The following is a 13,158-nucleotide window of genomic DNA, read 5'->3' on the forward strand; positions in this document are numbered from 1 at the left end:
AGGGCACCGTCGTGCACACCGCACCGGCGCGGGCCGCCGTCGCCGGTTCGGTGCCCGGCGCCGTCACGCGGCCTGACGAACGGCACGCTGTACACCGTGCTGCTGCGGGCCGTGAACATCGCCGGCGGCGGGGCGACGGTGAGCGTGACCGTCACGCCGCGAACGGTGCCGGGCCCGCCGACCGCGCTGTCCGCGACGCCGGGAAGCACCACCGCGGTCCTGACCTACCAGGCGCCGGCCGACACCGGTGGCAGCGCGATCACCGGCTACCAGGTGAGCATCGACGGCGGCACGACCTGGACCTCGGCCGGAACCACCGGCACCGCTCCGTTGACCACGACGATCGGTGGGTTGACGAGCGGCACCGCGTACCGGATCACCGTCCGCGCGACGAACGGCGCCGGCAACGGGGCGGCGGCCCCGCCCGTCTCCGTGACCCATGGGGCGCCGCCGCTGCAACCGACCGCGGTGACCGCCACCGCCGGCACCTCGTCGATCGTGGCGGGGACGTGTGTCAGCGGAGCGGGCCGCCGCCGCGCAGGGTGGACCAGCGGCCGACGCTGAGCCAGGTGCGGGCCGCGACGGCCGTGTACTCCGGATCCAGCTCCGGGTTCGTCAGGAGCGCGCCGAGGACGGCGTCGGTGTTGACGGCGTACGGATTGTCCTTGACCCAGGCGATCGCGGCCGCGCCGGCCCAGTCCAGGTGATCCTCGTCGAGCTCGTGGCAGGCCAGCAGCGCCCGGATGACGAAGCCGACGCCCGGGTCATCAGGGTGCGTGTCGAGCCACTCGAAGGCGGCGTCCGCCGCGCGTGCCCGCAGCTCGGGGCGCAGGCCCGGGCTGGTCACCAGCGCCTGGATGACGTAGCAGGTCCCGATGTCGTCGGGGTGCACCTCGAGCCAGCGGAAGGCAACCTCGGCCGCGCGGTCCGCCTGCGTGTCATGCAGCAGCAGTGGCTGGATCACGCGGCTGGCCAGCCGGTCGTCCGGGTCCCGGTCGAGCCAGGCGAGGCACTTGTCGGCGGCCAACGCGATGCGGTCGGCCGCGATGTTGCCGTTGGCGAGAAAGTTCTGCATCAGGACGTTCATGGTGGTGCTGCTGAGGTCCGCGTCGAGCCACGAGACGAGCGTGTCGGCGGTCCGCTCCCCGGGGCCCGGCGTGACGCCACGGGACGGAGCCGGCGGCGGTGAGGAGCGGGTCGCCAGCCAGGTGACCGCCAGGTCGGCGACCCGTTCGGCGTCCTGTCCCATGAGGCTGCGGCTCGGCAGCAGCGCCTGGGCGAGCGGGACCAGATTGAGATCCTCAGGGTGCGCGTCCAGCCAGGCCAGCGCCGCCTCGGTGGCGCGCTCGGACGTGCGTTCGGCGAGGTCGGTGTTCGTGAGCAACGCCTGGAGCATCACGTTGATGTCAGGGTCCTCGGGATTGGTGGCCATCCAGGCGAATGCCTTGCCGGCCGCCCACTCGGCCACCTGTGTGCGGCTCTGACCGACTCGACGCAGCTGCTGTGCCGCCCGGGTGACCGTCGGGTCCGGATGACTGCCCGCGCCGCCCAGGGAGGCGATCATCGCCCGATCGGCGGGGGTCGATCCGAAGGGACCTGCGGCGAGGAACGAACGGATGACCCGGCTGACGTCCGGATGCTCGGGATTGGCGTGCAGCCAGGCCGATCCGGCCTCGACGGCGCGCTCCCATTGCCTGCCGTCGAGGTGATGGTTGCGGATCAGCGCCCGGATGACGAGGTTCACCTGCTGGTGCTCGGGGTTCCCGGCAAGCCAGGCGAACGCGGCATGCGCCGCCCAGTCCCGCTGGTCGGAGCTGATGCCGCCGCTGGTCATGAGGGAGCGAATGAGCAGGTTCTCGTCCGGGTGGTCCGGGTTGCGGTCCAGCCAGGCGAACGCGGCGTCGGCGGCCTGTTCGACATGCTCCGAGGCGAGTGCGCTGCTCTGCGCGATGGCCCGCAGGATGAAGGTGGTGGAAGGATGGTCAGGGTATCGATCCAGCCACACGAACGCCTGCTGTGCCGCCCGCTGCGCGGTCGTCACGTTGGCGAGAAGCCCCTCGAAGAGGGCCTTGTTCGCGAGGTCGTCGAGGTGCCTGGCCAGCCACGCGAAGCCGGTCTCCGCGGCACGGTCGGCGTGGGTGGGGTTCTCGAGCAGCGCCCGGATGAGGTAGCCGGCCGCTGGGTCGTTCGGGCGGTTGTCCAGCCACGCGAACCCGCTTTCCGCGGCGCGGTCGGCGTGCGCCGGGTTTTCCAGCAGCGCCTGGATGACGTAGTTGGCCACGGGGTCGTCGAGGTGTTCGGCCAGCCACGCGAAGCCGGCCGCCGCGGCGCGGTCGGCGTGGGTGGCGTTTTCGAGCAGTGACCGGATGAGGTAGCTGGTGACGGGGTCGTTGGGGTGGTTGTCCAGCCACGCGAACCCAGCCTCGGCGGCGCGGTCGGCGTGGGCCGGGAGTTCCAGCAGGGCGCGGATGAGGTAGCTGGAGACGGGGTCGTCGGGGTGGTTGTCCAGCCACGCGAACCCGACTTCCGCCGCGCGGTCGGCGTGCGCCGGGAGCTCCAGCAGGGCCCGGATGAGGTAGTTCGACGCGGGCACGTTGGGATGTTCGTCCAGCCATGCGAACCCGACGTCCGCCGCGCGGTCGGCGTATGCCGCGTTCGGCAGCAACGCCCGGACGACGTAGTTGGCGACGAGGTCGTTCGGGTGGTCCGCCAGCCACACGAACGCGGCTTCCGCGGCGCGGTCGGCGTATGTCGCGTTGCCGAGCAGGGCCGGGATGACGTAGCTGACCCCCGGGTCGTTGGGGTGGTTGTCCAGCCACACGAGCCCGGTCGCCGCGGCGCGGTCGGCGTGGGTTGCGTTTTCGAGCAGGGTCCGGATGAGGTAGCTGGCCCCAGGGTCGTCGGGGTGGTGCTCCAGCCAGGCGAGCCCGGCCGCCGCGGCGCGGTCGGCGTGGGTGGGGTTTTCGAGCAATGCCCGGACGACGTAGTTGGCCCCGGGATCGAGCGCGTGGTCGTCAAGCCAGTTGGCGCCGATCGCCGCAATGACCGCGGACTGGTCGCCTTCGAGGGCCGCGGACCGGGCCAGCTCGCCCAACACGTAGCCCGCGTGGGGTCGGTGCGGATCCTCGCCGAGCCACGCCAGTGCGACGGTGATGGCCGCCGGCGCGGTGCTACTGCCGGGCCGGAGACTGGCGATGAGCGCGCTGAGCACGTAGGACGCGTCGATTTCGGACTGGTCCGTGTTGAGCCAGCGCAACGCTTGCTGCACGTGACGTTCGGCGCGGGTCGCGGACAGGTCGCCGACCAGCAGCAGATGGCGCAGGACATACGAGGCGGTCGGGTGTGTCTCGTGCGCCGAGAGCCATGCGTCGGCGGCCGCGAGGATGTCGGCCCGGCGACCCGGCGTTGCATCGATGCGGCTCAGCAACGGGCGAAGGATGTAGCTGGCGTCTTCGATCGTTCCGTGTTTCTCCAGCCACCGCAGCGCCAGGTCCACCGCTTGTGCGCGCTGCGCGGCGGACAGTTCGGGCCGCTCCAGCAGCGGGCTGAGCACGAACTGCGCCCGGGTCGCCTTGGCATACCGCTGGGTCCAGCCCAGCGCGTTTTCGATCACCGTCGCGAGCATGCTGCCGTGGAGGGTCGGTTGCGTCAGCAGTTGGCGGAGCACGAAGTCCGCCGTCGGGGCGGCCGGGTGTTCGGCCAGCCAGGTGGCCGCGGCGGCGATGACCCGCCGGACCCGGTGCCGGACGTTTCGCGCGTGGGCGAGAAGCTCGCGCAGCAGGAACGTCGCGTCCACCGACGCCGACCGGGTCTCCAGCCAGGTCAACGCGTGCTCGGTCGCGCGTTCGCGCTCGTCGTCGAGCAGGTCCTCGCGGTGCAGCAGCGGCGTCAGGACGAGTTCGGCGTCAGCACTGTGTCGGTGGCCGACGCACCAGACCAGCGCGGCCGTGATGATCGGATGGGCGCGGGCCGCAGGTACCGCCCGCAGCGTGTACGAAAGGAACGCGACCCGGTCGTCGTCCTGCAGCTTCTCCTGCAGCCAGGGCTCCACGATCGTGTTCCACTCGGCGGACACGAGCGCCTGCCAGGGCGCCGCGTGCAGCAACGTGTAGAGCGCGTGCCCACCTTCCGCCGAGGCGGCGAACGACCTGCCCAGGGCCGACTTGTGCAGGTCCATCCATTCCGCGCAGGCCCGCTCCATCTGCCCGGCCTTGTCCGACGAGGCGAGGTCCGCGTGCACCCTGGCCATGCTGCCGGCCACGTGGTCCAGGGCGGCCGGGGCGTCGACGAGGGCGTCGAGCAGCGCCCGCAGCTCAGTGTCGCGGATCCGGACCTCGGCCGGCGGCGCGACGGCCTCGATGATGAACTGGTCGGTGACGATGTCGTGCGCCACGGTCAACTCGTCGCCGACCCGCTCGAGCCAACCCATGCCGAGCAGCATGTCGACGAGCACGCGGGCGCGCACCGGCTTGGGTGCGCCGTCCAGCAGGGGTTGGATGAGCGCCTCGACGGCATCCTGCGGCAGCGGGCACACCGCCGCCGCGAGGGCGCACGCCAGGAGCACCGGGCGGGGCTCGGGCTCGCTGAAGGGCGTTGCCGCCGCCGCGGGGTCCTGCGTCGGGATCAGACCGTCCAGCACCAACCTGTTGTGCAGCCAGCGGGTGAGCCGGCTCCGGTCGGGGCCGGGTCGGATGGGTTCACGGTTACGGACGGAGCGTTCGACGTCCGGCGCGATGAGCAGCGTGATGATGGGCCGGCGTCCGCAGATCTCGATCAGCCGCTCCTTGCCGATCGTGTCGAAGGCCTTCCGCGCGACCTTGCGCAGGATGCGTGCGGCAACCGTCTCCTGGTGCTCGTCGTCCTGGCGGAGCGGCACCTGGTCGAACACCTCCTGCCCGCCGCGACCCGTCAGCATGCCCAGCCGGCTGGGCCGGACACTGGCGAGGATCGCGAGCTGGCCGGACTCGTTCGCCACCCGCGGCATCATCCTGGCGACGAACTGGGCAATGTCGAGGCTGCCGCAGTAGTCGAGATAGTCGAGCACCAGCAGGGTGCGGGTGGCCGGGTTGCGCAGGACCGCGGCCTCGAGATGCTCGTTCGTGAGCCGGCTGTCCGCTCGCACGTGCAGCACCCGCCAGCCCTCGCGATCGGCCAGGATGGCGACCTCGATGCAGGTGCGGGTCTTGCCGGCGCCCGCCGGGCCGGTCAGCAGCACGCCGTGGTCGGTGGCGGCGGCGAGGCGCAACAGGATGTTGGCCGGCGCGGCCGGGTGCCCGGCGCCCGGGGTGACGAAGCCCAGCTGGCTGCTGAGCAGGTGCCGCGGCCGCTCGCGAAGGTCGCGCATGACGGCCTCGTGCGGAAAGACCCACTGGTCGATCTCGGCGGCGCTCAGCGCGAGCGGCGCCGGCTGGAACTGGCGGTGCTCAACCCGCCACCCGTACCACGCCACCGCGACGTCGACCGCGAACCGCAGCTGCGCGGCGCCGGCCGTCACGGCCTGGAACCCGGCCTCCAGGGCCTGGTCGAACGTGAGGAACCCGTCGGTCCGCGCGGCCAGCTGGAGCTCACCGCTCGGATCGGTGTGCACGCGGGTGAAGCCGGTGCACTCCACCGCCGCGAAGTCACCGGATCGCACGAGCGAACGGATGATCGCCGGGTCCGTCACCGGCCCGTCCCGGAAACGGTCGGCGCCGGCTCGCGTGTTCCAGTCGCGCCGTCCGTACCGCCGGGAGACCAGGGTCAGGGCGTGCCCGTTGAACACGACGACGACCGGCAGGAGGTCGTAGGCCATGAGCAGGCCGGCGTACACCAGCGCGGCGTCCAGGCAGGTCGCGCGCCGCGACCCGAGCAGCACCTCGGCGGGGGTGCGGATCTCCTGCAACCCGTCCGACGGGTGGTAGCTCTCCAGGTCGTAGCTGATCTGCTGGTTGACGAGCAGGTCATAGACGGCGCGGGCGACCGCGAGCGACCCCTCGGGCCCCGCCGCCAGTTCGAAGCGGCCGATGCCGGGCAGCATGCCGTCCACGTCGGGGACCACGTACCCCGCCAGTCCGAACGAGTCGCCGACCGGCCACGGTTGCCACGCCTTCACGGGGCGGCAACCTGAAACAGATCGCTCACCGGCGCCGGGACATCACCGCCGCCCAGTGCCGTGACGGTGAAGCGGTAGGTGCCGGCGGCGAGCGGCCCCAGCGTCACGGACCAGTCCTCGGACGAACCGGCTTCAGACGAACCGGTGAGCGGCACCTGCCGACGCTCGCCGGAGTCGAGGCACGTGATGTCGGCATACACCTCCTCGAGTTTCGCCGTTTCGGCGACGACGGTCGCCCGGATCTCGATCGGCTCGTCCGGATGGAACTCGTCGTCGACGGCGACAGCCAGCGCGGACCGCCGGAACGCCGCATCGAAGTCGGGGCCGCGCACCTTGGAGAGCCGCCGCGCCTGCATCTTCGCCAACTTCCCGACCAGGTCACCGAGGACGTGCTCGCTGGTCTGCAGCGAACTGTGCTTGCCGGCATGATACAAATCGCCGTACATGTCCGACATCTCGATCGGGATCGCCGAACAGATCGGCACCGTGCCGTCACCGTCGATGCCGTCGGCGGCAAGAAACCGATCGACCCCCTCAGGCGGCTGCGGGCTCAGCGTCACGACCCCGCTGTCGAGCGTCGCCGACTGGTGCGTGGGCTGATGGGTGCCGACAACCGGCAGGATCCCGTAGCGCCTCCCGCCCTCCCGCATGTTGTCGGCCACCGCGGCCTCGATCTCCCGATGAAAATGCAGCGCGTCGGCGGCCTTGTCCGCGTCGATGTTGGGCAGCCCGTCGCTCTCGCCGATCCTTCGATATCCCGCCGCCGTGCGAAGAGCCGGATAGATGGGCATCAGCTGATACACCGACGGGAACGACCGCATCGCCGAGGTGAGATCGATATGGAGCTTCTTGTATCCGTTGGCGAGATACCCGACCGCGTCCAGCGATCCCCGAAACGGCGTGCCGAACGTGATCAGCGCACGGCAGTCACGCCAGCCGCCGAGCACCTCAAGGAAGTACCGGGCGATCAGGCCACCCATGCTGTGCGCGACCAGCACGACCTGCGCGTCGGGCACCTGCGCGTGCTCGCGCCACCGGTGCAGCGCGCCCACGACCATGTCCCTGAGCCGGCGGGCGTTCACCCGGTTGTCCAGCCGCCAGTCATACGGAAACTCGATCAGGTTTGCCGGCTGCGACTGCCCCGGCTGCCCGCGCACGACCAGGAAGTTGCGCTCGATGCGCTGCACGATGCTGGAATAGCCGTCGATCTTGACCAGGCCGCCGACCATGTGCGCGTCGGGCATGACGGCGACGGCCGAAACGCCGTCCCCCTCGTCGTCGCGAAGCGTCAGGTCCGCAACGGTGCTGGTCGGCCTGAGGACGGCCCGGGTCGCCGCGCGATGAGTCGGCGCCCAGATGGCGCGTCCCTCGCGCTCGAGAACACTTCCGGTGATCCCCGGAAGCACCACGACCATGTCCCGCAGGCCAAGCTTCATACAGGCACATCTCCTGCCGCGCGTTACGGATGCCGCCGCTCTGCCACGCCGGGCACTCTACTTGAGTGACCGCCACGGAACAGGAGACGATCATACAAGTGACCGACCAGCAAATGGATCAAGCTGAATGGCTCTCCGCCTGCGCTGCATGGCGTCGGCCGCCGGTGCGTCACCGCAGGGCGCGGTTCAGCGGTGGGCCGGCGGGCCGCGGGTCGACGTCGGGGAACGAACCGTCGCCGAACAGGACCCGGGCGGCGAGGGCGCGGCCGGGCCGGCCGCGGAGCACGGCGACAGCGGCCTCGGCGGCGGCGGGGGAGCGGATACCGGCGAACACCCGGCGCAGCAGCAGCCGCCCGCGGAAGCGGGCCCGGAAGGTGTTGCCGTCGTAGCGGTCCAGCAGGCGCTGGTCGCCGGTGCGCAGGTATCCGGCGGCGACGGCGGCGGCCAGCTCCGACATGCGCAGGCAGGGATCCAGCCCGCCGGCGGTCAGCGGCGACACCGCCCCCGCCGCGTCGCCGACGAGCAGCCCGGCCGGGCAGGCCAGCCGGCGCAGCACACCGCCGACCGGGATCGGACCGCCGCGCCGCTCGACCGGACCGGTCGGTGCCGTGCGGCCGGGAGCGCCGGCGGCGAACGCGTCCAGCAGGTGCCGGACGCCGGACCGCATCGCACCCGGGTAGCCCGCGACGCCGACGTGCGCGTGCCGGCCGTCGTCGATGACCCAGCCCAGGTAGCCGGGGGCGACCCGCGGATCCAGTACACAATGGAACGCCGGCGTGGCGGTCATCGAGGCGACCGGATGGATGAGCTCGGCGCCGACGAGCATCCGGCGGTTGACGTCCAGGCCGAGGTCGCGGGCCACCCGGGAGCGGGCGCCGTCCGCGCCGACCACGAACCGGGCCCGCACCGGCTCCGCACCCTCGAAGCGGACCACGCCCGCGGCGACACCGGCGTACCGCACGCCCAGCAGGACCTGCGCCCCGGCCGTCTCCGCCGCGCGCCGCGCATGCTCGTAGACGCCGGCCATGTCGGCCACCCGGTATTCGTCGCGGTCGCTGGTCAGCCGGATCGGTGAGCGCCGCGACGGCGGGTAGAGCAGCACGTCGCGGACACCGGGCCCGAGCAGGTGCCCAGGCACGTCGAAGTCCTCGAGGGTGCGCCGCACGAAGATCCCGGTCGTGCGGATCCCCGCCGACAGGGACCGGCGGCGGTCGACCACCAGCACGTCCAGGTCCTGCCGGGCGAGCAACCGCGCCGTGTGCAGCCCGGCGAGACCCGCACCCACGACCAGCACATCCACTACCTGCATACCAGGCGACGGTAGGGCCGGAACTGCCGCCGGACGACGGCGTGCACCGTATCCGCGCCGGACCTGCACACCACCGCCACTACCGTGGACGCATGCAACGGTTCATCACCGCCGAGCGCACCTGGCCCGAGCCCAGCCGCTGGCACGTGTACGTGCTGCCGGACCTGGACACCGACGCGGACCTGCGACGGCTGGTGGAGCAGAGCCACGCGGTGCTGGCGGGCCACCCGGCCCTGTCCGTCGTGCCGGAACCATGGCTGCACGCGACGATGCAGATGGTCACGGGCCGGGCCGGCGACGACGTCACCGAGGCCCAGCGGGCGGCGCTGACCGGCGCCCTGCACGAACACGTCGGCGGGCTCGCGCCGTTCACCGCCACCGCCGGCGCGGTGCTGGCGGGCACCTCGGGCGTGGTGCTCGACCTGGACCAGGACCTGCCCGGCGAACCGTTCGCCGTCCTCGGCGACCGGGTCCGGGCCGCGATCGGCGCGGTGTTCGGCGCCGACGGCCTGCGCTACGATCCGGGCGTCCCACACATCAGCCTGGCCTATGCGACCGGCGACGGCGACTCCGGCGAGGTGCAGGACCACCTGCGCAAGACGATCCGCCCGTCCCGCGCGCGGCTGAGCGTCGCGGCGGTGTGGCTCCTCGACGTCATCCAGGACGCGGCGCGCAGCCAGTACCGCTGGCACGAGCCGCTCGCACGCATCCCGCTGCGCGGCACCAGCCACCCGATTGATGCCCGGACTGAACCTCGGCCTCGGTCCTCCGTCAGCCATGAGCGCGACGAGGAGTGAAACGGCGCCGGTACCCTGACGGTGGACGCGGTCCCGCCCACATGCGGGCCAGGCTGCAACAGCTCGCCGAGAAGCTGTCCCAGGCCGGCCCGCGGGCGGATTGAGCGCTCCTCAGCCGGCGGTCTCGCGGGCCGCCCGCTCGATGAACGCCACCGTGGTGTCCGGGTGCGAGACGAACACCAGGTGCGAGGCGCCCTCCACCCGCTGCACGACGGCGCCGGCCCGCTCGGCCATGAACTCCTGCGTCTGCGGCGGGATGATCAGGTCGGCGCCGCTGATCAGGTCGTAGCTCGGGATCGTGTGCCACGCCTGCGGTCCGGCCGCCGGCTCCCCGAATGCGGCCGCGGCGGCCGGACGTTGCGCGATCGCGTAGACCGCGGCATCGTCGGCCGGGACGTCGGCCGCGAACCGGGAGTGATAGACCGCCGGATCGATGTACAGGTCGACCTGTCCGCCGGGCAGCGGCACCGCCTTCAGCGAGTCGTTCACCGTGCTGCCGGGGAACCGCACGACCAGCTCGCCGACGGCCTCACCGGTGCCCGGCACGAACGCGGCAATGTAGACCAGCGCCCGCACGTGCGCGCTCCCGGTGGCGGCGGCCGAGATGACCGCACCGCCGTACGAGTGCCCGACGAGGACGACGGGGCCCTCGATGCTGTTCAGCAGGGCCCTGACACCGGCCGCGTCGGCGGCGATCCCGCGCAGCGGGTTGGGTGCGGCGACCACTGGGTACCCGCCGGCCAGCAGCCTCCGAATGATCGCGTCGAAGCCGCTGCTGTCGGCGAACGCACCGTGCACGAGCACGATCGTCGGCGTCGTCTGTCCAGCCACCATGGTGTTCCTCTTTCCTCAGGTCCTGACGTGCCCTCGAGACCGACGCTAGAACCCGGTTGTGGACAGGGACTGAAACACGTCGGCCGCGCGACGCCGCGCCGTCAAGTGACCGTCAAGTCGGCCGGCAGGCGGGCCGTCGACGGCCCTCCGGCGTGGCGATGACGTTGTGTATCCCGTGGATGGACGCGTCGTTGCTATATTCCGGGGCATGCGGAGATCTCGCGGGCCTGCGCGGTACACCCCCGGCGCGGATCAGCGCTGATGCGCCCGAGCGTGTTCATCAGCCACAGCTCCCGCGACGACGCCTACGCGACGGAGCTGCGCACCCGGCTGGTGGCCGCGCTCGACGAACGGGGGCTGGACGCGTGGCTCGACGAGCGGCGGCTCGGCGCCGGTGACCGCTGGCGGGCCGAGATCTACCGGCACCTGGTCAACTGCGTCGGCGCGGTGCTGCTGCTCACGCCCGAGGCGCTCGAATCGCCGTGGGTGCGCAAGGAAGCGACCATCCTGTGCTTCCGCGGCTCGCTGAGCTCGCGGCTGCGGCTCGTCCCGGTGCTGCTCGGCACGGTGCGTGAGCACGAGGTGCAGCAGGCGTTTCCCGCGCTGTATCTCGAGGAGTACCAGTTCGAGTCGGCGCACGGGCGGGACGTCGAGGAGGTCGTGGCGGCGGTCGCCGACCGCTTCGGCCGGGACGATCCGGCGGTGCCGGAGGAGATGGCCCGCTGGACGGTGCGGGTCAAGGGGATGCTGCGGGCGGCCGACGACGACGTGGTCCGGTTGGCGGCGAGCCTGCTGCTGCCGGGCGAGGACACGGACCTCGACGACGGTCGCGAGACGCTGGCCCACGCGTTGCTGCACGGCAGCACCGAGGGCGCCTACGCCGCGCTGGCGACGCTGCGCGGGCAAGGGGTCGACCTGCGGCAGCTGGTCGAGGACGTCGTGCCGGGGTACGTGCGCGCTGAGGTCGCCGGCCCGGTCTGGGCCGCGATGCACGCCGACCCGCGGCAGGCCGTCGTGGTGAACGCGTCGATGCCGGAGACCGCGACCGTCCTGGTCCGCCGGGCCAGCTACTGCTCGCCGCATCTGATCACGATCTACGCCGGCGCGGTCGGCACCGAGCAGACCGTCGAGTCGGTCGTCGCCGACGCGCGCCGGGCACTTGCCCAGCGCTTGGGCATGCCGCAGCCGCCCGGCCAGGCGTTCCTGGCCGCGCAGCGGCTGCTCGTGGCCGTCGTGGTGAGCGCCGACGGTGTCGCCCGGCGGACCGTCGAGCGGCTGATCCAGCGGCTGCGTGCGGAGTGGCAGTCCAACGTGCTGCTGGTGCTGAGCGATCATGTCGACGGGCAGGTCGACACGCAGGTGATGGTGCGGCTCGCCGAGCGGTACGAGGCGGACCTGCTCGACCACGTCCAGGGTATGCGGTCCGTCGCGCTGCCCTGGAGCGGCTGACGAGGAATTGAGGGATGCGGGATGGAGCCGTCCGGCACGGTGTACAGGTCGCTGCTGCCGTCGCTCGTCGACGCCGCCGTCCCGGCGGGTGGCGCGGCACCGGCCGCGGCTCCGGACCGCCGCGACGGCGCGGTCTACGTGCTGACCGAGGACCTGGTGATCGCGCTCGACGTGGCGCTGGCGACCGGGCGGCCGCTGCTGCTGCGGGGCGTCCCCGGATCCGGGAAGTCGTCGCTCGCGGCGTTCGTCGCGCGCAACCTCGGCTGGCGGTATTACGAACACGTCATCACGTCCCGGACCCGGGCGCGGGACCTGCTGTACACCTACGACACCGTGCGGCGACTGGCGGACGCGACCGGGCGGGCGGCCGGCGACCCGGCGCTGCGTGACCACGAATACGTGGAGCCGGGCGTGCTGTGGTGGGCCTTCGACCGGGCCTCCGCCCGGCAGCGCGGCGGGCAGGCCGGCGTGCGCGCCGCCGAGGAGCCGTTCGCCGAGGTGAACGCGTCCCGAGCCGCCGGCCGGGCGGTGGTGCTGCTCGACGAGATCGACAAGGCGGATCCGGACGTGCCGAACGGGCTGCTGGTGCCGCTGGGCTCGACGGAGTTCCAGGTCGCGGAGACCGGCACGCTGGTCCGGCTGGCGCCGGCGACGGACGGCGTGGCCGGTGCCCCGAACCTCGTCGTCATCACCACCAACGAGGAGCGTGAGCTGCCCCCGGCCTTCCTGCGCCGGTGCATCGTCCACGAGCTGCCCCGGCCCGACCGGCCGCGGCTCGTCGAGATCGGGCGGCGGCACCTCGCGCAGGTCGGGATCGCGGCCACCTCGCTGGAGGAGCAGCTGCTCGACGCCCTGGCCCGCCGGCTGGAGGAGCTGGCGGCGCAGGCCGTGGCCGCCGGCCGGAGACCACCGAGCACCGCGGAGTACCTCGACGCCCTGGTGACGTGCCGGGCGCTCGGGGTCGACGTGACCTCCGGCCTGTGGTCGAAGATCGAGCGCCTGGTGCTGAGCAAGGACGCCGGCACCCTGGACCGGACCGTGCGATGACGGTCCCGGCGCCGCACCCCCGGGACGGCATCGTCGCCGACGTCGGCCTTGCCGACGTGGTCGCGGCCTGGGGACAGCTCGGCGGCGACGACGCCCGCGCCGCCGCGATCGCCCGCTGCCTCGGCTACGACGTCCTCCCCGCCCGGCCCCCGGCGCCGGCCCGGGCCGCGCCCGCGGACGGATCCGCGCCGCCGG

The 13,158-nt window shown here is 72.5% G+C and carries 9 protein-coding genes; 5 read left to right on the forward strand and 4 right to left on the reverse strand.

Going from position 1 to position 13,158, the window contains the following annotated elements:
- Nucleotides 1–96: 96 nt before the first annotated feature.
- The gene (locus AB0K00_RS48075) at nt 97–564 is read left to right on the forward strand and encodes a fibronectin type III domain-containing protein (protein ID WP_363536660.1); all 468 of its coding nucleotides are present in this window, start codon (nt 97–99) and stop codon (nt 562–564) included.
- On the opposite strand, the gene AB0K00_RS48080 is transcribed toward AB0K00_RS48075, so the two are convergent.
- The 3 genes from AB0K00_RS48080 to AB0K00_RS48090 form a co-directional block, all read right to left on the reverse strand.
- A complete protein-coding gene (locus AB0K00_RS48080; protein ID WP_363536663.1) occupies nt 515–6,091 on the reverse strand; it encodes a hypothetical protein in 5,577 nt (1,858 codons plus the stop codon). The genes AB0K00_RS48075 and AB0K00_RS48080 overlap by 50 nt on opposite strands.
- Entirely contained in the window at nt 6,088–7,527 is a 1,440-nt protein-coding gene (locus AB0K00_RS48085; RefSeq protein WP_363536666.1) for a hypothetical protein, read from the reverse strand. Before AB0K00_RS48085 ends, AB0K00_RS48080 begins: the two co-directional genes overlap by 4 nt.
- 169 nt (nt 7,528–7,696) lie before the next feature.
- A complete protein-coding gene (locus AB0K00_RS48090; protein ID WP_363536668.1) occupies nt 7,697–8,836 on the reverse strand; it encodes an NAD(P)/FAD-dependent oxidoreductase in 1,140 nt (379 codons plus the stop codon).
- Nucleotides 8,837–8,928: 92 nt separating this feature from the next.
- Between AB0K00_RS48090 and AB0K00_RS48095 the strand changes: the two genes are divergently transcribed.
- Nucleotides 8,929–9,633, forward strand: a complete 705-nt coding sequence (locus tag AB0K00_RS48095) for a hypothetical protein (protein ID WP_363536671.1) — start codon at nt 8,929–8,931, stop codon at nt 9,631–9,633.
- Between the two features lie 111 nt (nt 9,634–9,744).
- Here AB0K00_RS48095 and AB0K00_RS48100 read toward each other — a convergent pair whose 3' ends face one another.
- The gene (locus tag AB0K00_RS48100) at nt 9,745–10,467 is read right to left on the reverse strand and encodes an alpha/beta hydrolase (RefSeq protein WP_363536674.1); all 723 of its coding nucleotides are present in this window, start codon (nt 10,465–10,467) and stop codon (nt 9,745–9,747) included.
- A 261-nt stretch (nt 10,468–10,728) separates the two neighbouring features.
- Between AB0K00_RS48100 and AB0K00_RS48105 the strand changes: the two genes are divergently transcribed.
- From AB0K00_RS48105 to AB0K00_RS48115, 3 genes are all read left to right on the forward strand, one after another.
- Nucleotides 10,729–11,916, forward strand: coding sequence for a toll/interleukin-1 receptor domain-containing protein (locus tag AB0K00_RS48105; RefSeq protein WP_363536677.1), 1,188 nt, complete (start codon nt 10,729–10,731; stop codon nt 11,914–11,916).
- A gap of 21 nt (nt 11,917–11,937) precedes the next feature.
- A complete protein-coding gene (locus tag AB0K00_RS48110; RefSeq protein ID WP_363536680.1) occupies nt 11,938–12,963 on the forward strand; it encodes a MoxR family ATPase in 1,026 nt (341 codons plus the stop codon).
- The coding region (locus AB0K00_RS48115; RefSeq protein WP_363536683.1) for a hypothetical protein at nt 12,960–13,158 on the forward strand (199 nt) is incomplete at its 3' end. The genes AB0K00_RS48110 and AB0K00_RS48115, both read left to right, overlap by 4 nt.

The organism is Dactylosporangium sp. NPDC049525 (genome assembly GCF_040676755.1).
GTDB lineage: Bacteria > Actinomycetota > Actinomycetes > Mycobacteriales > Micromonosporaceae > Dactylosporangium.